The organism is Lysobacter panacisoli (genome assembly GCF_009765165.1).
In the GTDB taxonomy this organism is placed as follows: domain Bacteria; phylum Pseudomonadota; class Gammaproteobacteria; order Xanthomonadales; family Xanthomonadaceae; genus Lysobacter_J; species Lysobacter_J panacisoli.
Genome location: NZ_VLNU01000001.1, coordinates 3,176,891 through 3,202,921, shown reverse-complemented (window position 1 = coordinate 3,202,921; position 26,031 = coordinate 3,176,891). Strand labels below are relative to the sequence as shown.

At 67.0% G+C, this 26,031-nt stretch carries 27 protein-coding genes; 7 read left to right on the top strand and 20 right to left on the bottom strand.

Translation table 11 applies throughout. The features are described 5' to 3' along the window. Positions 1–24: 24 nt before the first annotated feature. The 8 genes from FOF45_RS15035 to FOF45_RS15000 all read right to left on the bottom strand — a co-directional run bounded on the left by FOF45_RS15035 (position 25) and on the right by FOF45_RS15000 (position 6,462). Positions 25–372 carry a DUF1622 domain-containing protein gene (locus FOF45_RS15035; protein ID WP_158986254.1) on the bottom strand — a complete coding sequence of 116 codons (348 nt, stop codon included), beginning with the start codon at positions 370–372 and terminating at the stop codon, positions 25–27. A 27-nt stretch (positions 373–399) separates the two neighbouring features. Next, positions 400–1,356: a formylglycine-generating enzyme family protein gene (locus FOF45_RS15030; RefSeq protein ID WP_158986252.1), complete on the bottom strand. Its 957-nt coding sequence runs from the start codon at positions 1,354–1,356 to the stop codon at positions 400–402. Next, a complete protein-coding gene (locus tag FOF45_RS15025; protein ID WP_158986250.1) occupies positions 1,343–2,275 on the bottom strand; it encodes an HAD family hydrolase in 933 nt (310 codons plus the stop codon). Before FOF45_RS15025 ends, FOF45_RS15030 begins: the two co-directional genes overlap by 14 nt. A 19-nt stretch (positions 2,276–2,294) precedes the next feature. After that, entirely contained in the window at positions 2,295–3,923 is a 1,629-nt protein-coding gene (locus FOF45_RS15020) for an arylsulfatase (RefSeq protein WP_158986248.1), read from the bottom strand. Between the two features lie 52 nt (positions 3,924–3,975). Further along, positions 3,976–4,629, bottom strand: a complete 654-nt coding sequence (locus FOF45_RS18385) for a YidH family protein (RefSeq protein ID WP_158986246.1) — start codon at positions 4,627–4,629, stop codon at positions 3,976–3,978. 17 nt (positions 4,630–4,646) lie between these two features. Then, the gene (locus tag FOF45_RS15010) at positions 4,647–4,991 is read right to left on the bottom strand and encodes a hypothetical protein (RefSeq protein WP_233264155.1); all 345 of its coding nucleotides are present in this window, start codon (positions 4,989–4,991) and stop codon (positions 4,647–4,649) included. A 317-nt stretch (positions 4,992–5,308) separates the two neighbouring features. Next, a complete protein-coding gene (locus FOF45_RS15005; protein ID WP_158986244.1) occupies positions 5,309–6,073 on the bottom strand; it encodes a DNA alkylation repair protein in 765 nt (254 codons plus the stop codon). 17 nt (positions 6,074–6,090) lie between these two features. Continuing rightward, complete coding sequence (locus FOF45_RS15000; protein ID WP_158986242.1) at positions 6,091–6,462, bottom strand: VOC family protein; 372 nt, start codon at positions 6,460–6,462, stop codon at positions 6,091–6,093. 246 nt (positions 6,463–6,708) lie between these two features. On the opposite strand from FOF45_RS15000, the gene FOF45_RS14995 reads away from it, so the two are divergent. Further along, positions 6,709–7,206 (top strand): VOC family protein, encoded by a 498-nt coding sequence (locus FOF45_RS14995; RefSeq protein WP_158986240.1) that lies wholly within the window; start codon positions 6,709–6,711, stop codon positions 7,204–7,206. Between the two features lie 9 nt (positions 7,207–7,215). On the opposite strand, the gene FOF45_RS14990 is transcribed toward FOF45_RS14995, so the two are convergent. After that, positions 7,216–7,686, bottom strand: a complete 471-nt coding sequence (locus FOF45_RS14990; protein WP_158986238.1) for a hypothetical protein — start codon at positions 7,684–7,686, stop codon at positions 7,216–7,218. A 153-nt stretch (positions 7,687–7,839) separates the two neighbouring features. Here FOF45_RS14990 and FOF45_RS14985 point away from each other — a divergent pair, with 153 nt between their 5' ends. The 4 genes from FOF45_RS14985 to FOF45_RS14970 all read left to right on the top strand — a co-directional run bounded on the left by FOF45_RS14985 (position 7,840) and on the right by FOF45_RS14970 (position 12,356). Beyond that, positions 7,840–8,229, top strand: coding sequence for a BlaI/MecI/CopY family transcriptional regulator (locus FOF45_RS14985; protein WP_158986236.1), 390 nt, complete (start codon positions 7,840–7,842; stop codon positions 8,227–8,229). Then, positions 8,222–10,129 (top strand): M56 family metallopeptidase, encoded by a 1,908-nt coding sequence (locus FOF45_RS14980; RefSeq protein WP_158986234.1) that lies wholly within the window; start codon positions 8,222–8,224, stop codon positions 10,127–10,129. Before FOF45_RS14985 ends, FOF45_RS14980 begins: the two co-directional genes overlap by 8 nt. Before the next feature lie 173 nt (positions 10,130–10,302). After that, positions 10,303–11,970 (top strand): GMC oxidoreductase, encoded by a 1,668-nt coding sequence (locus FOF45_RS14975; protein WP_158986232.1) that lies wholly within the window; start codon positions 10,303–10,305, stop codon positions 11,968–11,970. Then, entirely contained in the window at positions 11,967–12,356 is a 390-nt protein-coding gene (locus FOF45_RS14970; RefSeq protein ID WP_158986230.1) for a VOC family protein, read from the top strand. The genes FOF45_RS14975 and FOF45_RS14970 overlap by 4 nt, the downstream gene beginning before the upstream one ends. Before the next feature lie 30 nt (positions 12,357–12,386). Here the strand turns inward: FOF45_RS14970 and FOF45_RS14965 are convergent, their stop codons facing one another. Continuing rightward, positions 12,387–12,653: a DksA/TraR family C4-type zinc finger protein gene (locus FOF45_RS14965; RefSeq protein ID WP_158986228.1), complete on the bottom strand. Its 267-nt coding sequence runs from the start codon at positions 12,651–12,653 to the stop codon at positions 12,387–12,389. A 168-nt stretch (positions 12,654–12,821) separates the two neighbouring features. Here FOF45_RS14965 and FOF45_RS14960 point away from each other — a divergent pair, with 168 nt between their 5' ends. Together FOF45_RS14960 and FOF45_RS14955 are read left to right on the top strand one after the other, a co-directional pair. After that, positions 12,822–13,886, top strand: a complete 1,065-nt coding sequence (locus tag FOF45_RS14960; RefSeq protein WP_158986226.1) for a tetratricopeptide repeat protein — start codon at positions 12,822–12,824, stop codon at positions 13,884–13,886. A gap of 85 nt (positions 13,887–13,971) precedes the next feature. After that, complete coding sequence (locus FOF45_RS14955) at positions 13,972–14,784, top strand: methyltransferase, TIGR04325 family (protein WP_158986224.1); 813 nt, start codon at positions 13,972–13,974, stop codon at positions 14,782–14,784. A gap of 43 nt (positions 14,785–14,827) precedes the next feature. On the opposite strand, the gene FOF45_RS14950 is transcribed toward FOF45_RS14955, so the two are convergent. The 10 genes from FOF45_RS14950 to FOF45_RS14905 all read right to left on the bottom strand — a co-directional run bounded on the left by FOF45_RS14950 (position 14,828) and on the right by FOF45_RS14905 (position 25,928). Continuing rightward, on the bottom strand, positions 14,828–15,379 hold the full coding sequence (locus FOF45_RS14950) for a DUF4136 domain-containing protein (protein WP_158986222.1): 552 nt from the start codon (positions 15,377–15,379) through the stop codon (positions 14,828–14,830). A gap of 159 nt (positions 15,380–15,538) precedes the next feature. Then, the gene (locus FOF45_RS14945) at positions 15,539–16,831 is read right to left on the bottom strand and encodes an acetate kinase (RefSeq protein WP_158986220.1); all 1,293 of its coding nucleotides are present in this window, start codon (positions 16,829–16,831) and stop codon (positions 15,539–15,541) included. A gap of 288 nt (positions 16,832–17,119) precedes the next feature. Next, a complete protein-coding gene (locus FOF45_RS14940) occupies positions 17,120–17,608 on the bottom strand; it encodes a hypothetical protein (RefSeq protein WP_158986218.1) in 489 nt (162 codons plus the stop codon). An 11-nt stretch (positions 17,609–17,619) separates the two neighbouring features. After that, the gene (locus FOF45_RS14935; RefSeq protein WP_233264154.1) at positions 17,620–18,231 is read right to left on the bottom strand and encodes a C39 family peptidase; all 612 of its coding nucleotides are present in this window, start codon (positions 18,229–18,231) and stop codon (positions 17,620–17,622) included. An 86-nt stretch (positions 18,232–18,317) separates the two neighbouring features. Beyond that, the gene (locus FOF45_RS18380; RefSeq protein ID WP_158986214.1) at positions 18,318–18,740 is read right to left on the bottom strand and encodes a hypothetical protein; all 423 of its coding nucleotides are present in this window, start codon (positions 18,738–18,740) and stop codon (positions 18,318–18,320) included. Between the two features lie 143 nt (positions 18,741–18,883). Further along, positions 18,884–20,182 (bottom strand): hypothetical protein, encoded by a 1,299-nt coding sequence (locus FOF45_RS14925; RefSeq protein WP_199244494.1) that lies wholly within the window; start codon positions 20,180–20,182, stop codon positions 18,884–18,886. A 431-nt stretch (positions 20,183–20,613) separates the two neighbouring features. Then, on the bottom strand, positions 20,614–21,933 hold the full coding sequence (locus FOF45_RS14920; RefSeq protein WP_158987551.1) for a replication-associated recombination protein A: 1,320 nt from the start codon (positions 21,931–21,933) through the stop codon (positions 20,614–20,616). A gap of 141 nt (positions 21,934–22,074) precedes the next feature. Next, positions 22,075–22,770, bottom strand: coding sequence for a hypothetical protein (locus tag FOF45_RS14915; protein WP_158986212.1), 696 nt, complete (start codon positions 22,768–22,770; stop codon positions 22,075–22,077). Between the two features lie 95 nt (positions 22,771–22,865). Continuing rightward, positions 22,866–23,492, bottom strand: a complete 627-nt coding sequence (lolA, locus tag FOF45_RS14910; protein ID WP_158986210.1) for an outer membrane lipoprotein periplasmic chaperone LolA — start codon at positions 23,490–23,492, stop codon at positions 22,866–22,868. Positions 23,493–23,570: 78 nt separating this feature from the next. Further along, positions 23,571–25,928 (bottom strand): DNA translocase FtsK, encoded by a 2,358-nt coding sequence (locus FOF45_RS14905; protein WP_233264153.1) that lies wholly within the window; start codon positions 25,926–25,928, stop codon positions 23,571–23,573. Positions 25,929–26,031 lie beyond the last annotated feature (103 nt).

Below are 26,031 nucleotides of genomic sequence, written 5' to 3'. Positions count from 1 at the left end.
CGCACGGCGTTCGCGGCCTCGCGCTCAGGAAGTTTCGCGCTGGCGCTCGCGTACTTCCTGCGCGTCGCGCTCCAGGAAGTAGTTGAGGAACGTACGGATCACGGCCACCGCGCCCAGGCGCCCGATGCTGTCCCAGTCGGGCGCGATCGCCGATTCGACGATGTCGGCCGCCAGCTGGAAGGTCAGTGCGCCGACCAGCCAGTGCGAGTAGTCGATCCAGATCTTGCGCCGCTCATGGCCATCGCCGTGGCGGAACAGGAATCGCAGCGCATCGACGATCGCCTTCAGCGTGCCTGCGACGATCACGCCCAGCGCGATCAGGTCGAGCGCGACGATGACGGGCTCGGTGAGCGCGATCAGCAGGTGGTCCATGATGCCCTCCGCTCGTCGGGAGAAGGATCAGCCGCGCACCACGCAGCGGAAGCCCACGTGGCACGTCGAGGTGTCCACCGGCTGCGCCATGCGCGCGGCGGGACGGTAACGCCGGCAGTAGTTCGGCGCGCACAGATGCGAGCCTCCCTTCATCACGCGCCGCGGAATTCGCGCGGCGTTGTTCGCGTCGATGCTCGCCTCGCGCTCGCCGCCGCGCGGATTCTGCAAGGTGCAGCAGGCATGTTGCTGGATCTGTCCGTGCTCCTGGTACCAGTCGCTGGTCCATTCCCACACATTGCCGATCATGTCGTACAGACCGTAGCCGTTCGGATCGAACGAACCGACCGGCGCGGTCCACAGGAAGCCGTCTTCCGGCTGTGCCTGCCACGGGAACTCGCCCTGCCACGTGTTGGCCATGTGGCGTCCGCCGGGCACGAGTTCGTCGCCCCACGCGAATTCGGTTCCGTCCGCGCCGCCCTTCGCCGCGAATTCCCACTCCGCCTCGGTCGGCAGATCCTTGCCGGCCCACTGCGCATAGGCCAGCGCATCCTCGTAGGCGACGTGCACGACGGGATGATCCTCGAGACCTTCAAGGCTGCTCTCGGGCCCGCGTGGATGACGCCAGTCGGCGCCGGGAATGTACTGCCACCAGTTGAAATGGTTGCGCAGGTCCACGCGTCCCGGCGGCGGCACGAACACCACCGACGCCGGCGCCAGCATCGCGGGATCCGCATCGGGATAGTCGGCCGGATCGGCGGGCTTCTCCGCGAGCGTCACGTGCCCGGTGGCCTCGACGAAGCGCGCGAACTCGCGATTGGTCACCGCGTGGCGGTCGATCCAGAAGCCGTCCACCGACACGCGATGGGCGGGACGTTCTTCCGGATAGTGCTCGTCGGAGCCCATCGTGAAGGCCCCTCCTTCGATGCGCACCATGCCATCCAGCGATGCGCGCACCGCGCTTCCCACATCTTCATGCACGCCCATTGCCGTCCTCCGCGAACACGCGCTTCCAGTCGTTCTTCATACTGACCAGGCCGATGCCGTACTCGGCGGCATGATCCAGCCCGTCCTTGAACACGCTCAGCCTGAAGTCCCGATCGTAGGCGAACTCGCGCTCCGCGTCGTCATGGTGCAGGTACCAGGCCATCCTCGGACCCGCTCCGCCAAGGGTATAGCGCAACATCGCCAGGTCCCCGTCGGAGTTGCCGAACGCGAACACCGGCCGTCGCCCGATGTGCAGCGCGATGTTGACCACCTTCTCGTCGCGGTCGTCGAAGCTTCCAAGCGCCGGCAACTTGCGCAGCACCATGCCGCCCTCGCCCGTCTCCAGCTTCATGCGCGTGCTGGAACCGATCACCTGTTCTGGCGGGATGCCGTAGTGCGACTCGGCGATCACGCGGACGAACTCCAGTCCGCCGCCGGTGACGATGTACGTCTTGAAGCCGTTCGCGCGCAGGTGGTCGAGGAGCTCGCGCTGCGGTGCGTAGGTGTTGGCGACGAACCGGCGCCCGAGCTTGGGATGTTCGGCGTTGCGCAGCCAGCGCGAGGCATTCGCGTGGAATTCCTCCACTGTCATCCCCGCATGCGTCGCGAACGCCGGCTCGAACACCTCCTGCTTCGGCAACGAGGTCAGCGTCTTCAGGTCGCCTGCCAGGAATGCCTTGAACGCCGGCTTCTTCAGCAGCGAAGGATCCTGCTGTGCGAGCCGCTTGACCTCGGCCAGCGCGAAGAACACCTGCACCTGCAGCGGGTACTCGCACCACAGCGTGCCGTCGTTGTCGAACACGGCGATGCGCTCGGCGGGCGGAACGAATTCCGCTCCGCCGTTCGCCGTGGTGCGCGCGACGAAGTCGAGGATCGCCGACTTCGCCGCGCTGTCGTTCCAGGAAGGCAATGGCTCCATCGCGCGCAGCTCCCGTCGATCAGCTGGACTTGCTGCTGATCTCGCTCATCTTTTCCTTTGCCTGGTCCAGGTTGAAGCTGCCCGGTGTCTGCGCCGGCGGGAACTCCACGAACGTCTCCATGTACTTGGTGGCGGCAGCCATCGCACCGTAGATCCAGAATGCGTTGTGGATCATCCAGTCCCAGTACACGTTCGACGTCACGTCGGCACGTTCATAGGGATCCATGCGCAGGTTGAATATCTTGGGCATGCGCAGTGGCGTGAACGGCTCGGCCCAGACCTGCATGGTGCCCCGGCAGCGCTGTTCCATGAACACGATCTTCCAGTTTTGCCAGCGAATACCCAGGATGTCGCCGTCGTCGCTGAAGTAGAAGAACCATTTGCGCGGGGACTGGTCGACCTGGCCGGTCAGGTACGGCAACAGGTTGTAGCCGTCGATGTGGTTCTTGTACTTGCGTCCGTTGACGGTCGTGCCCTTCTTCAGCCGATCCATGCAGTCGGTGTCGCCAGCGGCGGCGAGCAGGGTCGGCAGCCAGTCGTGGTGTTGGACGATCTCGTTGCTCACCGCGCCGGCAGGAATGCGTCCGGGCCAGCGGATCAGTTCGGGAATGCGGAACGCGCCTTCCCAGTTGGTGTTCTTCTCGCTGCGGAACGGCGTCATGCCGGCGTCCGGCCAGCTGTTCATGTGCGGACCGTTGTCGGTGGAATAGATGACGATGGTGTCTTCAGCCAGACCCAGTTCGTCGAGCAGGTCCAGCATCTGGCCCACATTCCTGTCGTGGTCGACCATCGTGTCGTGGTACGGCGACTGGTGTTCGCCCGCCTGCCCCATGCTCTCAGGCTTGGTGTGCGTGATGAAGTGCATGTGGGTCGTGTTGAGCCAGACGAAGAACGGCTTGTCGGCCTTGTTCTGGCGCTTGATGAAGTCGCTGGCGGCCTCGACGAACTCGTCGTCGCAGGTTTCCATGCGCTTGCGCGTCAGCGGGCCGGTGTCCTTGATCTTCTGCTTGCCGACCTTGCCCCAGCGCGGGTGCACGGTCGCATCGTCCTTGTCGGTCGCCCAGCTGTGGATCACGCCACGCGGCCCGAACTGTTCGCGATAGCGCGGATCCTTAGGATAGCCGTACATCTCCGGCTCTTCCTCGGCATTGAGGTGGTAGAGGTTGCCGAAGAACTCGTCGAAGCCGTGCAGCGTAGGCAGGAACCGGTTCAGATCGCCAAGATGATTTTTACCGAACTGCCCCGTCGCATAGCCGCGATCCTTCAGCAGCGATGCGATCGTGACCACCGAATCGACCATGCCCTGCGGCGCGCCCGGGATGCCGACCTTCGACAAGCCGGTGCGATGCACGCTCTGCCCCGTGATGAACGACGAACGGCCGGCGGTGCAGCTCTGTTCGCCGTACGAGTCGGTGAAGCGCATGCCCTCGTTGGCGATGCGGTCGATGTTGGGCGTGTGGTAGCCCATCAAACCGTGCGTGTAACAGCTGAGGTTGGCGATGCCGATGTCGTCGCCCCAGATCACCAGGATGTTCGGCTTCCTGCCGCCACCTCCGCCCTTGGACGCGCCTGCGCCCGCTTTTGCCGACGGTTTCGCCGGCTTGGCCGCCGCTTTGGCCGGACGGGATGCCTTTTTCGCCTGTGCCATGACGCTCTCCTGTTGCGCTTCGGGGGATGACAACCTCTTGCGTGGTGATGCCCTAGCCTGCGGCCACGTCGAAGACCATCGTGACGATCGCGTACAAACCGATCGCCAGCAGGGCCAGGGCCGTCAGCAGGGTGTAGGAAATCGGATAGGCGCTCTCGCCGTGGACGAGTCCGTGCCCCATCATGCGGACGCGCTCGGCGCGCAGTTCGCGCATGAAGTTCACGTGGTAGACGATGCCCACGATCAGCAGGACCACGCCCAGCGCGACCAGCGCCATGCCGAAATTGCTCGGTGCGGCGGTACTTATCTTCAGCAAGCCGGCTTCACGGCCTTTGCTGAAGACCTGGAAGATCGTGAAGCCGAAGCCGATCAGCGACAGCGCCGTGCGGATCACCGACATCAGCGTCCGCTCCGCGCTCATGCGCGTGCGCTGGAACGACATACCGGTGCGCCGCATCGACATCTCGGTGCGATTCGTCGAAAGGTCGGTGCGGTATTCGGACAGCGAGGTGCGGTGCTCGGACAGCGCGGTGCGATGCGTCGACAGCTTGGTGCGATGCTGCGAGTACTCGACCGACGCAAGGTCCGTGTTGGAGAGGTCGACGTCCGGGATCGGCGGCGGCTCTGTTTCTTCCAGATGACGCGGGCGGACCAGCTCGCGCGAGTCGTCGGAATTCGTGGAATCGGGCTGCTTTCCGGTCGCCATGCGTCACTCCACCGATATCACGCGTTGGTGTGCCTGCGCTGCATCCACCAGTGCGCCAGCCGGTTGATCGGACCGCGCATGACCAGGTAGGGGATGAAGCACAACAGGAGGATGAAGTTGACCGCCTCCAGCACGTGGAACGTGCCGAACACGCGGTACTGGTAGATGATCTCCATGACCAGGCCGAGCGCGAGGATGCGGGCCGTGGCCTCGATGCCCTCGTCGAGCGAGGCGCGACGACGATGCGCGTCGTTGACGATGGTCCAGAAGTACGGGGCGCGCCCGATCTTCGCGTCCTTGAAGCCATCGCGGATCGCCATCAACAGCGCCATCGTCGGTTGCAGCACGAAGCGGAACGTCATCGGGCCTTCCGCCCGTCCGGTCAGGTCGGTCCAGAATCGAACGGCGTCATGGACGAATCCTTCCATCGCATCCCTTGGCGATCGCTGGCGTGAAACCGCGCGAAAAAACTGCCCGCGTCGGAGCACGTCCGTCGTCGGTCTTCACGCGATCGCCCGTGAGTGCCGTGCGTGCGGCGCTTCAGCAGGGCCGGGCCTGCATCGTCGTGTCTGCGGAGTGAATGAGCCGTGATGGCACCATTAAGATTCAACGACGGGCAAGGTCTGGATGCATCTGACCTTGCAGCACGCGCGAATGCTTCGATGCGGGTCGGGATCGACTACTTCGTCTTGGCCGACAGCTTGCGCAGATCGCGCAACGCATCCTTGCCGAGCCAGCGCTCGGTGGCGATGTCCGACGCAGCGAGGCGCTCGGCCAACGCAATGGCCTGCTTGCGGCAGGCGCCGCGCCGCCCGATCGAACGCAACGCCCAGCTCATTCCCTTGCGCACGAAGTTGCGTTCGTCGGCCGCCTCGCGCTCGATCAGCGCCAGTCCGCGCAGGTAGTCGGACTCGCGTTCGGCGCGACCGTGCAGTGCGATGCTCGCCAGCAGCGCGAACGCCGCACGCTTCTGGATCTCGTCGCGCTTGCCCGCCCACGACTCGACTTTCGCGAACGCTTTCGGCGCCCGGTCGAACAGCACGAAACACACGGTGTCGCAGATCGCCCAGTTATCGAGATCGCGGCACCATCGGTCCATCTGCGCCGCGGTCACGCGCGCGGGATCGGCGACGTACGCGGCGAGCGTGCGCGCTTCGTAAATGCCCGTGTCCCACAGCGCGGCGGCGAGCGCGTGGTCGTGGCCGAGCTGCTTCGCCAGCGACTGGATGTCCTTCATCGCCACGCCGAGCGCGTGGTCGGACGGGATCGCGTAACGCGACATGCCCTCCAGCGTGGCGCGCGTGGCGCGTCGTTCGAGCTCGCGCACGGCGTCGGCACAGCGCGTTTCGACGCTGGACGGTTCCTGCGCCAGCGGCTTTCCCTTCGCCTTTGGCGGCGGTGTGGGACGCGCGGTGCGGTGCGACGTGGTGGTGCCGGTCGGCATGGCGGTCTCCGCGACGATCAGGCCTTGGGCTTGAGCTGGTGCAACAGCAGCGAATTGCCTTCCGTGTCCAGGCACACCGCCATGTGGCACACCGGGCTGTCGATGACATCACTGCGGAACACGACGCCCTTCGACTTCAGGTCCGCGATGAGCCGGCCGAGGTCTTCGACTTCCAGCGCCACGGTACCGCCTGCGGCTTCACTGGGCTGGTCGGGAATGAAGTTGGTCAGCGCCAGGCAGCCGCCTTCGGGAAGGTCGTACTCGACCCAGTACTGTTCGCCCTGATTGCCTACCGAACCGGGTTTCAGGCCGAGCGTGTCCTCGTAGAAGCCGCGCGCCCGCGCGACGTCCTTGACCGGATACATCGTGAAGGCGACTTTCCTGATCATCGATCGTTCTCCATGTGTGGGCGGCGACATCGCGCATTGCGGTCAACGCAGGCCGCGACGGCGAGCGGCCCGGCGTGGCAAAGGGGTATATCCAGCGCGGGCACTGTCGCGTCAAGTGCCCGGAACACGCATTCCGACCGGAGGTTGTCGATTTCACTGCTGCTGCATCGTCGACCTTGCGTACTGGCGTGGAACGGCCCGGCGGCCGCTTCGCGACCGGTCCACCCTGCCAGAGGAGAATCCACCATGACCCGTACTTTCCAGCGCATCACTCCGTTCCTGTGGTTCAACACGCAGGCCGAAGAGGCAGCGAAGCTCTATGCGTCGATCTTCCCCAACTCGCGCGTGCTCGAATCGATGCGTTACGACGCCGAGGGCGCGCGCGTGTCGGGCCAGCCGGAAGGCTCGGTGATGACCATCGAGTTCGAGCTCGATGGCCAGCGCATGACCGCACTCAACGGCGGTCCGCATTTCACGTTCAACGAAGCGGTCTCGCTGGTGGTGAACTGCCACGACCAGGCCGAAGTGGACCACTACTGGGATCGCCTCAGCGCAGGCGGCGATCCGAAGGCGCAGCAGTGTGGCTGGCTGAAGGACCGCTTCGGCGTGTCGTGGCAGGTCGTGCCGGTGGAGATGTTCGCGCTGCTCAACGATCCCGATCCGGTCAAGGCTCGCAAGGCCACGGCTGAGATGCTCCGGCAGAAGAAGCCGGACGTGGCGGCGATGCGCGCGGCGATGAAGTAGGCGCGCGCCCTACTTCGTCCCGAGCGCGCGTCGCGCGAACAGCACGCACACGACACCGAACAGCATGTGCGCGAGCACGCTGTAGGAGATCCAGTCCGGGTGCGCGAACGACGGCGATCGCCCCACGCGCGAGAGCGGCATCACCACGAAGTTCATCACCACGTACAGCACCACGCCGTACGCCATTCCCAGCGTCACCGGGTGCAGCAGCAGCGCCGGCCTGCGCCGCGCGACGACCGTATAGATCACCACGAACATGATCGCCATGAACACGTGCAGCACCGCGCCGAGTACCGCGCTGCCGGTGCCGCCGTCGTAACTCGCCTGCCCGAGCACGCCGACCGCGATGGTCTGGAATACGCGCTGCAATCCCGCCGCATCCCACGAGAACCACAGCGTGGTGGCGAACACGATGTCGCCGATGGCGACGAGCAATCCTCCCAACATCACCTGCGACCAGTCGACCGTACGTCGGAACATCGCGGACCTCCGAAGGGCCGACCGTCGGCCCGGGGCGCGCCCATCCTAGGGCCAGTCGGCGCGCCATACCCATGACTTTCGTCATAGACAAAGTTGTCTAGACAAGTCGTTCTAGTTGGCATAGCGTAGGCCCGTCCCCAACGACGGCCCGCCATGACCCGCAAAAACGCGAAGCCCCCCAAGCCCACCACCGCGGAGCTCGACCTGCTCCGCGTGATCTGGCGACTCGGGCCGTCCACGGTGAAAGACCTCCACCAGGCCCGCATCGCCGAACGCCCCGACGCGACCTACGCGAACGTGCTGCGTCTGTTGCAGGTGATGCACGGCAAGGGACTGGTCACGCGCGACGAGAGCCAGCGTTCGCATGTCTACGCGGCCGCGCACGCACAGGACGCGCTGCAGACCAACCTGCTGAAGGACCTGATCCAGAAGGCGTTCGCCGGTTCCGGCAAGGCACTGGTGCTGGCCGCACTGAACGACCACGTCACCGACAAGGAACGCGCCGAGATCCAGCGCTTCCTCAAGGAGCACTCCGATGAGTGAGCTCGACCTGCTGGTTCCGGCGCTCGGCCGCGTGCTGTTGCACTTCCTCTGGCAGGGCGTGCTGATAGGCCTCATCGCCGCCGTCGCGCTGCACGCGTTGCGCCATGCACGTCCGCAGATGCGTTATGCGGTCGCATGCGTCGCGATGCTCACCTGCGTCGTCGTTCCCGCGATCAGCCTGGCGATGCAGTTGTGGGCGGGCGATGCGTCCGCCGCGACGCTCGCACCCGGCGGCGCGCCATCGACCGCGCTGCGCATGCGGTTCACGGAGGTCGCGCCGCTGCGTTCGCAGCTCGAACTGGCGCTGCCGTGGATCGTGCTGGCCTGGTCGGCCGGTGCGTGCGCGCTGTCGCTGCGCATGGGCGTGGGCCTGCTGTGGGTCCAGCGCCTGCGCGCCACGCCACAGGGCGCGGAACATCCACGCTGGCAGGCGCGTGTGGATGCCCTCGCCGCACGTTTCGGACTGAGCCGCCGTGTCGCGCTGCGCGTGGTCGATGCACTGGATTCGCCGATCTCGGCGGGCTGGTGGCGACCGGTGGTGTTCCTGCCGGCCGGGTTGCTGTCGCGCATGCCGGTCGAGCTGGTCGAAGCGCTGATCGCACACGAACTCGCCCACATCCGCCGTCACGACTACCTCGTCAACCTGCTGCAGAACGCGGCCGAAGCGCTGCTGTTCTACCACCCGGTGACATGGTGGCTGTCGCGTCGCATCCGCATCGAACGCGAACACATCGCCGACCGTCTCGCTGCCGACGTCACCGGCGAACCGCGCCGCCTCGCGGTGGCGCTTTCCGAACTCACCGGCTTCGCGCACACACGCTGCGGCGCGACGCTCCACCTTGCCCAAGCCGCCCACGGAGGCCACCTGATGTCCCGCATCGAACAACTCGTCCGCCCCGGCCAGCGCATGGCACGCGGCGGCGTCGCCCTGCCCCTCGTCGGCCTCGCGGCGGCGTGCCTAGCCTTCTATGCGCATGCGCAGATCCGTCAGGACGGCGCGACGCAGGCCACCGCCGCCACGAAGGCGCAGCCGGCCACCGCCGCGACACCGGCGGTGAAGGCCACGCCGGCCACCGCCGCGACGCCGGCCGCGAAGCCAGCACCTGCCGCAGCGCCCGCATCCAAGGTGCGCATCAGCACGCACAAGGGCGACTACGACTACGACGGCTACGCCGTAGTGAGCGGCGAGCGCGGTCGCATGACGATGGACGGCTCCAGCGACGACTTCCCGGACATCGAGCGCGCGCGCAGCCAGTCGAAGGGTCGCGATTTCGTCTGGTTCCGTCGCGATGGACAGTCCTACGTGATCGCCGACGCCGGCACGGTCGCGCAGATCCGCGAGGCATGGCGCGACAGCGATCGCATCGGCGCGCAGATGGAAACGCTCGGCTCGGAAATGGAAGTGCACGGCAAGAAGATGGAGGCGCTGGGCCGGCAGATGGAGCAGCTCGCCCCGCCGCCGGCCAACACCGACGCGATCGAGGCCGCGTCGCAGCGCATGGAAGAACTCAGCCAGCAGCAGGCCGAACTCGCCGCGCGCCAGGCGGAGGCCGCCGCCGACATGTGGCGCGGCGACGAGGCCGAGCAGCGCAAGCTGTCGGCGAAGATCGACGCGCTCGGCGAGCAGCAGGAGACGCTGGGCCGCAAGATGGAGGAACAGTCGAAGGTCATCGAAGCGCATTCGCGTCACATCGAGGCGAACAGCGCGCCGATGGAGGCGCTCGGCCGCCAGATGGAAGAAGCCGGCAAGCCGATGGACGCGCTTGGCAAGCGCATGGACGCCCTCGGCAAGGAGCAGTCGAAGTACGCCGCTGAAGCCGAACGCAAGACCCGCACCCTGATCGACGACGCCGTGGCCAAGGGCCTGGCCGTCAAGCTGGCGGATTACGGCACGCTGTAAACGCCTCCACGGTGCCCGGACGGTTCGCGTCCGGGCACCGCTGCATCGACGACGGATGCCGGCCGTCGCCCCAACCTTCCCACGCTGTCCCTTCCGGCTGCCCCGTTGCGTTGTCCATATCGGAACGGGTGCGCGTCACGACGCACCGTGCGCATGTTCAAGGGGCAACTTCATTGATCTTCGATTACAGGAAGGCTTCGTCGCCGGCCGACATCGAGGCCGACATCTGCATCGTCGGTGCCGGTGCGGCGGGCCTGGCGATCGCCTGGGCATTCCTCGGGACCAAGGTGCGGGTGTGCGTGGTCGAAGGCGGTGGGCTCATCGCCGACGAGCGCAACCAGGCGCTGTTCGAAGGCTCGTCGGTCGGTGATCCGCCGTTCGATCCGGGCGCTTCGCGGCTGCGCGCGTTCGGTGGCACATGCAACTACTGGGGGCGCGGCTGCATTCCGCTGGCGAATCTGGCGCCGCGCGACTGGGTGCCGCACAGCGGCTGGCCGATCGGTTTCGTCGATCTGGAACCGCATTACCATCGAGCGCGCACCTTCTGCGGGCTCGATCCGCATGAACTGGCCGAGGACACGTTCCTGACGCCGTCGTCGCGGCGCCCGCTGTCGTTCGAAACCGACACGCTGGTGCACAAGACCTTCGCCACCAGCCCGATGATCTTCGGCCACGCGTACCACGACACGTTCGAGCGCGCCGACAACATCACCGTTCTGCTGCACGCCAACCTGATCGAACTGGAAGCCGCGCCGTCGGCGGCGGCCGTGCGCCATGCGCGCATCGGCACGCTCGACGGGCGACGCGGCACGGTGAGCGCGGCGCACTACGTGCTCGCCTGCGGCGGCATCGAGAACGCGCGCCTTCTGCTCTCGTCCAACTCGGTCGCTGCTGAAGGTCTGGGCAACCAGCACGATCTGGTCGGCCGCTATTTCATGGATCATCCAAGCGGGAAACTCGGCACGCTGTTCACCGAAGAACCGCACGTCGTCACCCGTCCATACGATCGCAACGTGCCCAAGGGCCGTCCGCAGGTGCATCCGGAGATCTGCCTGTCGGACGAAGCGCAGCGGCGCCACCGCATCCTCAGCGGGCGCGTGCGCCCGTTCGCATTCGAGGAGCCCGTGCCGGAAGGACTGCAGGCGCTGCGCGACCTGCGTGCGGCGATGCGCGCGCGCCGCCGCCACGAGAACTGGGCGATCAAGGCGCGCGTGTGCGGTCGCAAGAACGGCGAACCGGACTACATCGCCAAGGCGATGCCGCCGGCCGAGGACCTGCGCGCGCTCACGCTGCGCGCCGGGCTCAACGCGGGCGACATCGCCAAGGCAATGGGACGCAAGCTCACCCGCCAGCCGGCAGTGCGTACCGAACGCGTGGACCTGATCGGTTATTTCGAACAGGTACCGAACCACGACAGCCGCGTCATCCTCGGCGAAGAACGCGACGCGCTGGGTCTGCGCCAGATCAGCATCGACTGGCGCCTGACCGAACTGGACCGGCACACCTATCGCACCGCGGCGCGCTTGTTCGGCGCCGAACTCGCACGCGCCTGTCGCGGCCGTTTCCAGACCGAGGAATGGCTGGCCGACAAGGACGCCACGCCGCAGGTGTTCGGCACCTCGCACCACATGGGCACCACGCGCATGGCCGACGATCCGCACGACGGCGTGGTCGATCGCCATTGCAAGGTGCACGGCGTTGACAACCTGCACATCGCGGGCAGTTCGGTGTTCCCGACCGGAAGCTGGGCATTCCCGACCTTCACCATCATCGCGCTGAGCCTGCGCCTGGCTGAGCAGTTGCGCATGCGACTGGAACAGGCTGCACCGCTGCTGGCATGAGCGAAGACGCGCCGACGATGCGGCTGTCCACGATCGGGCAGATCGCGATCACCGTCGGCGACGTCGAACAGGCGCTGGTGTTCTACCGCGATGTTCTCGGACTGCCTCATCTGTTCAGCGCCGGCCCGCAGCTCGCGTTCCTCGATGCAGGCGGCGTGCGGGTGATGCTGACCACGCCGCATGGCGCGGGCACGGCCGGAGAGAATTCGATCCTGTATTTCCGCGTCGACGACATCGAGCGCGCGCATGCCGCGCTGGTCGCGCGCGGCGCCGCGGACGAACATGGCCCGCAGCTCACCGCGAAACTGCCGGACCACGAACTGTGGATCGCTTTCGTTCGCGATCCCGACGGCAACCCGGTCGGGCTGATGGAAGAACGCCGCTGAACTGCGCGCCGCGGCGAACCGATGCCGCGCTCAGCGCAGCTGGCTGTCCTTGCTGCCGCGACGGTTGTAGCCGCTGAAGTTGCCCTGCTCCTCGTCGTGCGCTTCCTGGCACCTAATGCATAGACGCACGCCGGGCACGGCCTTGCGCCGCGCCTCGGGGATTTCCTTGTCGCACTCCTCGCAATGCGTCAGTCCCGGACCCGTGGGAAGCTGGCTGCGCGCACGCTGGATGGCGTCCTTGATGGTGGCGTCGATCTGGTCCTGAACGGCGCCGTCGCCTGCCCAACCGGTGGCCATGAACGCTCTCCTGGATGCCTCACGTAAGACGACAAGCATAGCGCCAGGCGGCTGAACTCGGACCCGAATGGCCCTGGCCCGCGGGCCTGCCGATGAGGCCACCTGGCGGCTGCATCGGGTCTAGAATGAGCTCAGTCCGTCTGGCGGCCCAGCCGCGAAGGCGCCGACATGAGCAGATGGCTGATCGCACTGGCGATGGCGGCTCTGCTGCCCGCGACCAGCGTGCGCGCCCAGACCGCGACGCCGGAACAGGTATTGGCGTTGCCCGCCGAACTGCGCGCGCGCGTCCACGACGAAGTGCTCAGCGAACGCAGCGGCAGCCAGCGCCGGCTGGAGAAGCTGGTCGCCTTCATGTTCAGCGACGAAGGCCTGGCGATCTCGTACCGCGAGAGCGCCACCAACACCGTCGCGGAAACCTACGAAACCCGCACCGCGAACTGCCTGTCCTTCACCATGCTGTTCCTCGCGCTTGCGCGCGAAGCGCAGCTGGAAGCGTTCCCGCAGGAAATCGAACAGACCCTGTCGTGGCGACGCGACGACAACACGCTCTACCTCAGCAACCACGTCAACGCGGGCGTTCGCATTGGCGGCCGTGTCTTCATCGTCGACGTCGCCGGCGACAACGTGATCGCGCGTGATCCGCCCGAACAGATCACCCAGCGACGGCTGATCGCGCACTACTACAACAACCTTGCGGTCGCGAGCCTGGAACGGGCCGATTACGTCGCCGCATTGGCGCTGATCGACCGTTCGCTGGAACTCGATTCGTCCTACGCCAGCCACTGGAGCAATGCCGGCGTGCTGCACATGCGCAATGGCGAGCCGCGCGAGGCTGAGCGGGCCTACCGGCGCGCGCTCTCGCTGGATCCGCGCAACGCCAGTGCGCTGTTCAACTTGTCCAGCTTCGCCCAGCGCACCGGCGATCGCGTGCGTGAACTGGAACTGCGCAAGCGCCTAGCCGACGTGCAGCGCAACGACCCGTTCCATCATTTCCTGCTCGCCACCAACTACGAGCGCGCCGGCGATTACCCCCGCGCGATCCGCGCCTACCGGCGCGCGATCCAGCTGCATCCGGACGAACACCGCTTCTATTCCGCGCTGGCCAACGTCTACGTGAAGTCCGGCGACCTGCGCCGCGCCGTGCGCGCCCTGACCCGTGCCCAGGCGCTCAGCGACGGCGACGTCCGCGCCGCCTACCGGATCCAGCTGGACCGCCTGAAAGCCACCCGCTGAGTTCCGCGTCCCCTTCCGGCCACCGTTCGCGTTTGCCTAGTGCGAGACGAACCGCAAGGGGACAACCGTGCGACACGAAATCCTGATGACCAGGAAGAAGCTGGTCCGTATCGCGCTGGAAAGCGCGGAGCTTCCGGGGATCCGGCTCATCGCACGACCGCTGTACCGGCGCATGTTCAGCCGCCCCTACCACGGCGGAAATGCCTACTACGGCGCCTACGAAACCCACGCGCAGGCCCTCGCCGACGCGCCTTCGCTGCCGACCTCGTACGACCAGCCCTCGACCACGGGCATGTACATGGACCGGCATCGCAGCATCCGCGTGAGCGACTATCCGATGGTGCACTGGCTCTCGCGCCTGCTCGCCGACGGCCGCCATCGCATCTTCGACCTGGGCGGCCACATCGGCGTGACCTATTACGGTTTCCGTCGTTACCTTTCGTATCCCACGACGATGGAGTGGCGCGTGCACGACGTGCCTTCGGTCATCGATGCCGGCCGCGACTGGGCGCGCCAGTACGATCCCGATGGCCTGCTGCATTTCGCCGAGACCCCCGAAGCGGCCAACTCGCACGATGTGCTGATCACCTGCGGCGCGTTGCAGTACCTGGACTACACCTTGCCGGAACTCCTGCACCGGCTCGAGAACCCGCCGCCGCACGTACTGGTGAACCTCACGCCCGTGCATCCGGCGCGCGGCTACGTGACGCTGCAGAACATGGGCAAGGCGGTGCTGCCGTATCGCGTGATGGCGAAACCGCAGTTCCTTTCGCAGATGCAGTCGCTGGGCTACACGCTGGTCGACCACTGGCAATCGAAGGAGCGTCACCTGCGCGTGCCGTTCGAACCCGACTGCACGCTCGACCATTACGCCGGCTTCTACTTCAAGCGGGCCTGATCGCGAAGGAGACCGCAATGCGCGGTCTCCTCCATCGCATCCGTCACTTCGCCGGCGCGCTGCCCGGCGGGAACGTCGCGAACATTTTGTCGATGCCGGCCTGCACCTTGGTGTTCACCGCTTCGGGCGAATCCGGAACCGTGCCCGTTGCCGTGCCGCGCCACACCGCCTGTTTGGTCTTCATGTCGAACATGTCGAGCACGAGCGTACCGACGTCGTAGGTGCGCACGGTCGTCGTCGCCGTACCCATGCCCATGCCGCCGCCCCAGCGGCCCCAGCCGTAGCCGCCCCACGCCGGACCGCTGTAGAACGTGTCCGCCGTCTGCCGCTGCTGTGTCGCGACGTTGCCGGCGAGTCCGATATCGGCTTCGTTCGAAGCGGCCTGGCGCCAGCCCTTGGCGGCCAGCTGCGCGTCGATCGCGCCGACGACGCGCTGGTCGACCAGCGGCGAGCGTCCTTCCGGCTTCTTCAGCCAGGTGTAGGTGCGGTAGCTGGCGAACTGCGCGGACGGATCGAAGTCCGTGTGCACGGTCGGCGTGCTGGCACACCCTGCCAGCGCGGTGAGCAATACCGCGCCCAGTGCGAGAGTTCTCATGTGCGTTCTCCGTCAGGTGGGGAATCCGATGCCACCGCGTCGCCGGCCAGTGGGCCCCACACGCCGCCGCGGATGCCGCGACATAGCCCCCGCGCGCGTGAAACGGCCGTGAAGGATCGGCGACGCGCTCGCGCCGGAATGTCGTCGAAGGTGCGTGCCTCAGAAGTTGATCGGCACGCGCGCGGTGAGCGTCATGTCCGGCGTGTCGCGGGTCACGCCCACGCCCAGCGCGACGTTGAGCGACACGCGCTCGTTGAAGCGGTAGGTGCCGCCCAGCAGCATCGTACCCAGCGTGATCCGCACCGAGCCCGGCGCTGTCTCGCCGTTCTGCTCGGTCTTGCCGATGAAGCTGGTGTCGTAGCCCAGGCTGATGGACGCCTTCTCGTTGAGCGCCAGGCCCATGCCGAGGTTGAAGCCCCAGATGTCGCCCAGCTTCACGTCGCCAAGCTCTTCCGTCAGGCCGCCGAGCACGGTGCGCGAGACGTTCTTGCGCTCGAAGTTGTAGAGGTAGCTGAAGGTGCCGAAGAACACGACCGGATCGGACGGGTACAGCCAGGTCACGCCGGGTTGGATCGCCTCGAAGCCGGTACCGGTCGGCAGCTCCAGCGGCAGGCCGGTACCGGTGGTGTTCTGCACGCAACGCGTCACGCAGTCGGTGACGACTTCGAACAGATCCTTGCCGGTACGGCTCTTGTAGCGCAGCCAGCCGATGTAGAAGGCCTTGTCGGGACCGCCGCGATTGAGCTGGTAACGCGCGGTCATTTCCACGTCGCCCATGCCGTCGCCGTTGGCGTTGAACACTCGGTCCTGCGCGCTGCCGGTGAAGATCTCGCGACTCACGGTGTCGGCGTTGAGATACACGTACGGCACCTTCGCCTCCAGCTCGAAGCGCCCGCCGATGCCCATGCGGCCGGTGATCGTGCCCACGCCGGAAGTCGTCTTCACCTGGCGGACGTCGATCAGGCCGATCAGGATCGCCGGGATGATGGTGAAGCCGACCAGCGCGACACGGTCGGTGGCGGAATAGCCGTATTGCAGCGAAGGTTCGAGCACGAACTGGCCCGCCGGCGTGAGCACGCCGGGCTGGTCGAAGATCTGCGCCACTTCGGGCGGACGCGTCGAGGATTCCGGCGCCTGCCCCACGGGCTGCTGCTTCTGTTGCGCGTTCTGTTGCGGCTGTTGCGCCTGCGCCTGTTGCGGTTGCACCTGCTGCGCGACGGGCGCCTGCGCCTGTTGTGCGAGCGAAGGCAGCACAGTGCCGGGCGCCGCGCCGGCGCCGCGTTCGGCCGAGAGGCGTTCCTCGTCCAGCGCCTGCTGCAGATCGGCGACCGCGCGTTGCTGCTGCACCAGCGAGTTGCGCAGTTCCTCCAGCCGTTGCGTCTGCGTGTTGATCTCGCGCTGCAGGTTGTCCAGACGCGCGATTTCCTCCGGATCGGTCGACGACGTGCGCACGTGCGTGACCGGAGCCGGTGCCGGCGGAGCCGGTGTCGCGGGCGCCACGACAACCGGTGCGGGCGCAGGAACGCTGGATGACGGAGAAACAGATGCCCCGCTCGTCTGCGGCGGCGCAGCCGGACGGGCCGGCTCCAGTCCCTGCCACTGGTCCTGCGCCTGTGCGGCCGAGGTTGCCGCAAGCCACAGGCACGGAGCGAGCAACAGGCGGCGGGGCATCTGCGGCGTCATACTCATTCGTCGTCCTGTCGAAGCTGTCCTGGGGATACAACGCATTGCGACGGCGGATCAGGGCGTGGCGGCCGTCACCAGGGCGTTGCTCAATGCCTGCTGGGTGTTCAGGTCCTGGAACGCGCCCAGCGTGTCCACGCCGACGTTCACCGTGGTCAGCGCCCGGATGTCCTGCCCGTCCAGGGTGTTCTGGATCAGCACTCCGTTGAGGTTGCCGTTGCGCTCGAAGGTGTTGCCAGGCCCGACCTGGACCACGACGCCTTCGTTGAAGCGCGCCAGCTCCTGCGCCTGTTCGGCGGTCATGCGGGCGACGTCGGGAATCTGCACGCGCGTGGTCGCCAGCAGAGCGCCATTGACGAACACCGCACGCTCGATGCCGAACGACAGCGCCATTCCGTCGGAGGTGGTGAAGCCGCCACGCAGCTCGTCCAGCAGCGCCAGATCGACCGCGACCCACTCCGTTCCCAGCGGTTCGGCCGCACACACGACGGCCGGGACGACGGCCAACTGGGCCGCCAGCAGTATCGTCAGACCGGGCGAGCGCATGAGGTACCTCCTCAGATGTCGCCGGGACGCCGTCGTGGCGTCACGATGTTGTAGAGGCTGTCGCGGGCGATGCCCGCATCCAGCGGCGCCGGGGGTGCCGTACTCCAGTCGCGTGCGACGTTGAACTGCGCGATGTCGCGGCGGTTGTGAACGACGAACAGGATCCGGTTGTCCCACAGTTGTTCGAAGCGCGAGCGCGGCATCGCGCGCGTTCCGCGCGCGGGATCGCCGAGCAGAACGCGCCCGTTCTTGAGTCCTTTCACGACCACGAAATGCCGGTAACCGCGATCGTTCAGCAGCACGATCGCGGGCAGTCCTTCAGCGGCCAGCTTGTCCAACGGCTGTTCGAAGCCGTCGGCCTCGAAGCCACGTGAAGCGAGATAACGGCGCATGTCCAACATCGAGAAACCGCGCTGGCGGATCTTCGCCTGATCGCCGGTCTCGTACATGCGCATGAACACTTCGGCCTCGGTGACGGGTACGCCGTACTGATAGGTCAGCAGCGTCGCCGTCGCCGCCGAGCCGCAGCTGAAGTCGTACTGCTGCCGCACGGTGGTCTTGAAGCGCGCTTCCTTGAGGCTGGTGACGCGCAGCGTATAGGCGCCGCCCGGCGGCGCGCGCACGTCGACCGGTCCAGCCAGCAAAGGGCCGGAGAAGAGGATCCACGCCGATGCCGCCAGCCAAGCACGGCGTCGGAATTGCCTCAGCCTCATGGGCTGGGGTCCGCGAACTTCACGTTCACGATCATCGCGTTCTGGATCAGGACGTTCGCTCCGGTGTTCTGGATGACCGTGGAGATGCCGCTGGCGTTGGCGAACGATCCGGAACTGAGCGAGTTGTTGCCCGTCAGCACGTCTTCGGCGATCGCGTCCTCGACGCGGCCGTTGACCCAGATGTCGTTGTCGACGACTTCGGTGCCGCCGCGCATGTCGCCGAGCGTCTGCAGCCCGATCGCCGAGCCCATCGCACCCTGCGATTGCGGTTGCGGATCCGTCGTCGCCTGCGCTTCGACCTTGGCATCTATCAGTACGTCCTCTGGCGCCACGGCGTCCTGCGCGTTCACCGCGCCGGCCACCAGCAACGCCCCCAGGATGATTGGACCGCGGCATGCAATGAAGCGTTTGAGTTGCATCGTCATGCTCCTTGCCACGCGTTCCTCCCTGCGCGCCGGCCATCGCCGGATCGGAGACGCCTGCCGGGTTCACCGGCAGGACGTCGCCACACGCGCGAAGACGTACCGGAGGCCCGAGAGTCTCCGGTACGTCGGGGGAGCGCTTACGGGCCTACGGTCAGGTTGGCCTGGACGGTCACACCCTGCTGGATCAGCGAGGCGAAGCCGCTGTTCTGCGCCGCCACCATGATGCCGGCCGCCGACTGTCCAACGCTGCTCATGTTGCTGGACATGTTGAACGTGCCTGCATCGACGGTGTTGGTGCCACCGGCTCCACCGGCACCGCCGGTCGCGCCGTTGCCCACGCCGCCGTTGCCGACGCCACCGTTGCCGGTGCCGCCTGCGCCGCCCGCACCGCCGGCTGCGCCGACTGCGCCAGACGCGCCGTTGCCGGCCGTGGCCGAGCCATTGCTCGCACTGGCATCGGCATCGCCGTTGGTCGCTGCGCCGCCCGCACCGCCGCCGCCCGCATTCGCGGTGACCGCGCCGCTCGCGCCGCCGTCGCCAGCGGTCGCACCGGACGTGCCAGTGCCTGCGCCGGACGTTGCGGAAGCAGTCGAGCTGGAGGTCGAGCTCGGCGAGCCGCCGGCACCGCCTGCGCCGCCAGTGCCCGTACCGCCAGCACCGCCCGCGCCGCCGTTGTCGTCGCCATCACCGCCCGCACCGCCGCCGTTGCCGCCGTCGTTGCCGCCGCCGCCACCGCCGCCGCCGCCCGCGCCGCCACCGGCCAGGGAGCCGGAACCGGAGCCGGCACCAGCCAGGCTTGCGCCACCGGCATTGCCGCTGTCGTTGTCGGCATCGCCGCCACGGCCGCTGTAGACGTCATAGACGTCGCCGCCGCGACCGCCGCGACCGGCCGTCGCATCGCCGATGCTGGCGTCGCCGGAGGTCGCGCTGCCATTCACCGCGCTGCCACCGCTGCCGCCGCTGCCGCCGTTGCCGCCGTTGCCGCCATTGCCGCCGTCGCCACCGGCGCCTTCACCGCCATAGCCTGCGCCGCCGTAGCCTGCGCCGCCCTTGCCACCGTGACCGCCGTTGGCGTCGCCGTTGTTCTTTGCGACGTTGCCGATGTCATAGGTGTAGACGTCGTAGACCGCGCCTTCGAGCTTGGTCGAAGCGACGATCGTGCTGGAGGTCTTGCTGAAGGAGCTGGAGTCGGTATAGCTGCTGGTGGCGGTACCGCCGTTGTTCGCCGCTGCGGCACCATCGTCCGCACCTGCGGAGCCGTCGTTGTTGCGGTTGTCGCCAGTACTGCTGTTGGAAGCATCGATCGGGACGCTGATGTTGGCGAGGATGTCGTCCCCGCCATTGCCGTCACCGATCGTCTGTTGTGCCGCGGCTTGGCCTGCCAGACCAAGGCCAACGAGCACTGCCGTTGCCATCAAGCTGGTACGAATGCGCATTGTTGTTCTCCTTTCGGTACGTCGGCTGGCACCCGGGGGAGGCACCGGTAAACGACGCAAAGAACTACACGCATGACCGGTGCCAACTGTCGTTCAGGCAACCGAAGGCACTGATCCGGAAGGTAAAAAGGACTGAACACCGGCGCATGGACGGCGCAACGCGGGCGATGGACGGCGCAATGGCGCCTGCGCGTTGCAAAACTGAAAGGGCACTGTCCGCACATTGATGCCACCCAGCCGCGATGTTCACGCCAAGCCCTTGATGCATCGATGCGCGCGTGAACGGCCGGCGATTCAGCAAAGCATTGCAGCCGTGAAACGCCGGGCATTACCGCCATCTTTCAGCCGTACTCTTCGCCCGCCTTATCAATCGCTTGCGAAGGAAACGTCAGGACGAACTGACGTTGCGGCGTGGCAACGCCCGGAATTGCTCAGGTTCCGTCCCGCGATTTGCTCACGCCACGCTCACGACGGGCGGTTTCGCGTTCCGCGCGCAGGCGATCGAGTTTCTCCTTCAGCCGGATCTCTAGACCGCGCTCGACCGGCTCGTAATACACCCGCTCGCCCATCGCGTCGGGGAAGCCGGTCTGCTCCAGCGCGATGCCGCCTTCGACGTCGTGGTCGTAGCGGTAGCCCTGCGAATAGCCGAGCTGCTTCATCAGGCGGGTCGGTGCATTGCGCAGGTGCAGCGGTACGTCCTGCGTGCCGTATTCCTGCACATCGCTGCGCGCGGCGTTGTACGCGGCGTACACCGCGTTCGATTTCGCCGTCGTCGCCAGGTAGACGACGACCTGCGCGAGCGCGAGTTCGCCTTCCGGGCTGCCCAGACGTTCGAACGTGTCCCACGCTTCCAGCGCCATCGGCATCGCGCGCGGATCGGCTAGGCCGACATCCTCGACCGCCATGCGCGTGAGCCGGCGCGCGAGGTAGGCGCGATCGCAACCGCCGTCGAGCATGCGCGCGAACCAGTACAACGCAGCATCGGGATTGGAACTTCGCACCGACTTGTGCAGCGCGGATATCTGGTCGTAGAACTGTTCGCCGCCCTTGTCGAAGCGGCGCGTGCGATCGGCCAGCACCTGCGCGAGTGTGGTCGGCGTGATCTCGCCGTCCTCGCCTTCGGCCAGTTCGGCGGCGATTTCAAGCAGCGTGAGCGCACGACGCACGTCGCCGTCCGCGGCACGCGCGATTTCGCGCAACGCCTCTTCGCTCACGCGCAGGCCACGACCGCCGAGGCCCCGTTCGTCGTCGTCCAGCGCCTGCCGCAAGGCCAGCGCGATATCGTCGACCGACACCGCTTCCATCACGTGCACACGGCAACGCGAGAGCAATGCGGAGTTGAGTTCGAACGAAGGGTTCTCGGTGGTCGCGCCGACGAACAGGATCGTGCCGCGTTCGATGTGCGGCAGGAATGCGTCCTGCTGGGCCTTGTTGAAGCGATGCACCTCGTCGACGAACAACACCGTGCGATGGCCTTCGGCGAAACGCTGCGCGGCTTCGGCCAGCACCTGCCGCACTTCGGGCAGGCCCGACAGCACGGCGGAGATCGCGCGGAACTCGGCGTCGGCGTAGCGCGCGAGGAGCAATGCGAGCGTGGTCTTGCCGCAACCCGGCGGCCCCCACAGGATCATCGAATGCACGCGCCCGGATTCGATCGCGCGGCGCAGCGCTGAGCGCGGCGCGAGCAGGCGCTTCTGTCCGACCATTTCGTCCAGCGTGCGCGGCCGCATGCGCTCGGCGAGCGGCTGCATCGCGGAACGATCCACGTGCAGCAGGTCTTCGGACGATTGGGGGGAGGAAGGGCGGCGGGCCACGGGCCGGTCTCATCGACAACGACGCACACGATACCAACCCGCCGCGCGACGGGGTGCGCAGGACGTGGCGGAAGTGCTTCAGCGGCCGGCGACGACCGACTGCGCGGTCGTGGACGGCGGTTCCGGCATGGGCGCATCGGCGGCCAATTCGTAGTCCAGTTCCAGCCATTGCGCGCTACGGCGGTCGTACAGCGCGCTGATGCGCAGGTCGCGACTGCCGTCGCGGCCGAAATCGGCGAGCCCGCGCGCTTCGATGCCCAGGTAATGCTGCCCGGTCTCGACCGTCTCCACTCGATCGAGCTGCATGCGCACGTCATGCAGGCCGGTTTCGGCCTGCAGCGTGCTCGCCACGTGGTCTTCGAGCTGGCGCAGCGCGAGGCTGTCGTTGGGGATCGGCCGCGCATCACCGCCCACGCCGACGTCCAGCACGGGCGGACCTGGCTGGTCGAAGAAGGTGTCGTAGACGCTGCGAAAGCGGAAGCCGATCCAGCCCGGATCGCCGACGAAGCGCAGGCTGCCCTCGCCTTCGATCGACTGCCTGCGCTCGTCGATGGGCCGCTGCTCGATCGGACCGAAGCGCACTTCCACGCCGCGCCCGCCGAAGCGCTCGGCCAGTGCGCCGACCACAGCGCCGGCGATGAGCTTCTCGGCCGATTGCGGTCCCGGCGCCGCAACCGTCGCGCGCGGCTGCACCGACGGACGATCCGGCGGCGCGGCGATCGCCACGAACGGCAGCAGCAGGCCGGGCAAAATCCAACGCAGGCAGGGGCGCACGCGCGCGACTCCGGCCCGGTGCATCCGGGCCTACTTCCCTGAAAACGAAAAGGCCTGCCGGAGCAGGCCTTCGTTCGTCGATCGATGGCGACCGGTCAGCCGCCGCCGATCACATCCACGCCCTTGGGCGGCGTGTAGCGGAAGGTGTCGCGCGGGAACGACGGGTTCTTCTTCCAGCCGGTGAAGTCGATCTCGGTGCGCTGGCCGAGCGTGTCGACCACCTGCATCTTCACCAGTCCGCCCGGGGCGAACCCAAGGCGGGCGCTGCGGAAGCTGGCTTCCGATTCGTTCTTCGGCGTCAGCGACAGCCACTCCAGGCCGTCCTTCTGGCCGAGTTCCTGCACGCTGAACTGTGCATCCAGACGGGACGGATCGATCAGCGCCGACAGCGGGCTGTTCTGTTCTTCCGCGCCCTGCGGGCGCACCGTCACCTGCTGCAGGTCGGGATCGTGCACCCAGACCTTCTTGCCGTCGGCGACGATCAGCTGCGGGTACGGCTTGATGTATTCCCAGCGGAACAGGCGCGGCGCCGAAAGGGCCATCTGCCCGCTCGAGGTTTCCTTGAGCTTGCCCTGCGGATCGAACACGCGCTGGGTGAATTGGCCGCTGAGGCCCTTCAGTCCCTTGGTGAACGCATTGAGGTCGTCGCGCGCGCCCGCGAACGCTGGCGCGGACGCCAGCAGCAACGCGGTGATCGCGCCGAGGAAACGGACTGCACGCATCTGGAAGCTCCGGAGAACGATTGCCGGCGAGTGTGCCGGGGAATTTCTGAATGGGGATGAACGCCTCGAGGGAGGCGTTTACTTCGGCGGTGGCGGAGCCAGCACGCTGCGGTCGCCGTTGTGTTCCGGCGGAGTGACGACGCCGGCGGCTTCCATCGCTTCGATCAGGCGTGCGGCCCGGTTGTAGCCGATCTTCAGGCGACGCTGCACGCCGGAGATCGACGCGCGACGCGTTTCGGTGACGATGCGCACCGCCTCGTCGTAGAGCGGGTCGGACTCGTCGCCGCCACCGCCGCCGCTCTCCGGCAGGCCGGTCGCACCGACCACGATGCCGTCGCCCATCGTCTGCACTTCGTCGAGCACGCCCTCGATGTAGTCCGGGCCACCGCCGACCTGCTTGAGGTGCTCGACGACGCGATGCACTTCCTCGTCCGACACGAACGCGCCGTGCACGCGCTCGGGCATCGCCGTGCCCGGCGGCAGGTACAGCATGTCGCCGTGGCCAAGCAGCGTCTCCGCGCCTGACTGGTCGAGGATGGTGCGTGAGTCGATCTTGCTCGATACCTGGAACGCGATGCGCGTGGGGATGTTGGCCTTGATCAGGCCGGTGATGACGTCCACCGACGGACGCTGCGTGGCCAGGATCAGGTGGATGCCGGCGGCGCGCGCCTTCTGCGCCAGTCGCGCGATCAGCTCTTCGACCTTCTTGCCGACGATCATCATCATGTCGGCGAATTCGTCGATGAAGATGACGATGAACGGCAGCGTCTCCAGCGGACGCGGCGCCTCGCCCAGTTCCGGGTTCGGCTTGAACAGCGGGTCCATCATCGGCTGGCCCGCTTCCTCCGCATCCTTCACCTTCTTGTTGAAGCCGGCCAGGTTGCGCACGCCCACGGCCGACATCAGCTTGTAGCGCCGCTCCATCTCGGCCACGCACCAGCGCAGGCCGTTGGCGGCTTCCTTCATGTCGGTGACGACCGGCGCCAGCAGGTGCGGGATGCCCTGGTAGACCGAGAGCTCGAGCATCTTCGGATCGATCATCAGCATCCGCAGATCCTTGGCGGACGCCTTGTACAGCAGCGACAGCACCATCGCGTTGACCGCGACGGACTTGCCCGAACCGGTGGTACCCGCGACCAGCAGGTGCGGCATGCGCGCCAGGTCGGCCACGGTCGGGCGGCCGGCGATGTCCTTGCCCAGCGCCAGCGTCAGCGGACTGGTCGACTTGTCGTATTCCTTCGAGCGCAGCAGCTCGGACAGGAAGATCATCTCGCGCGAGGTGTTCGGCGTTTCCAGGCCGACCACCGACTTGCCGGGGATCACGTCGACCACGCGCACCGACTTCACCGACAGGCCGCGCGCGATGTCCTTGTCGAGCGAGCTGATCTGGCTGACCTTCACGCCCGGTGCGGGCTCCAGTTCGAAGCGCGTGATGACCGGGCCCGGATAGGCGCCGACCACCTGCGCATCGATGCGGAAGTCCTTGAGCTTGAATTCGATCTGGCGCGAGAGGGTCTCCAGCGTTTCCTCGCTGTAGCCCTTGGGCTGCGGCTTGGGATCGTCGAGCAGCGCCAGCGGCGGAATGCCGGTGCCATCGCCTACGTGGAACAGCGGGATCTGCTGCTCACGCTTGGCGCGATCGCTCTTCTCCACCACCGCGGCCGGCGGAGGCGGTTCGATCTTCACCGGCGCGCGCTTGGCGCGCAGTTCGGTATCGACCTTGCGCGCTTCCTCGCGTTCCTCGCGGAAAGCGCGCGTCTGCTGCCATTCGGTCGCCTGCTTTTCGCCTTGGCGGAACAGCTTGGACAGCGTCGGGCCGAGCGCGAGCACCCACTGCCCGAGCTTGTCCATCACCGAGAACCACGACAGCCCGGTCGCCAGCGTCACCGACACCAGCAACAGCGCGAGCAGGAAGAGATTGCCGCCGACCGGACCAAAGCCGGCGTACAGCGATTTGCCGACGAGTCGTCCGAGGATGCCGCCCGCACCGGCGGCGAAATCCGGCGCGGAGCCGACGCGCAAGTACAGCAGGCCGGTGGCGGAAACCAGGAATCCGACGATGCCGACCAGGCGCAGTGCCGGACCGAGGTCGGCGTCGCCATCGCCGTCGCTGTCCATGCCGAACAGCGCGATCCATGCGATCGCACCGAGCATGATCGGCAACAGGAACGCGACGTAACCGGTGAGCAGCAGCAACACATCCGCGGTCCACGCACCGACGCGCCCGCCGACGTTGTGCAGCGGCGCGGTGACGCTGCCGGACTGCGACCAGCCCGGGTCCTGCGGCGAGAAGGTCACCAGGCTGGCCAGCAGGTACAGCAGCAGCGGCGCGATCAGGATCAGCGCGATGTCGCGCATCAGGCGCTGTCGACGCGGCGACGGCGGCTGCTTTTCGGCCTTGAGTTTCTTGCGGCTTGCCGCGGACGCCTGCGCCACCGTGATGTTCTGCCTCAGCTAGGTACCGTTAGTCGTTGAATATACGACAGATGCGGCAAGTTCGGTCCTGTAAGGCGGGCTTTCGTCGAAAAAGCGGTCCGTA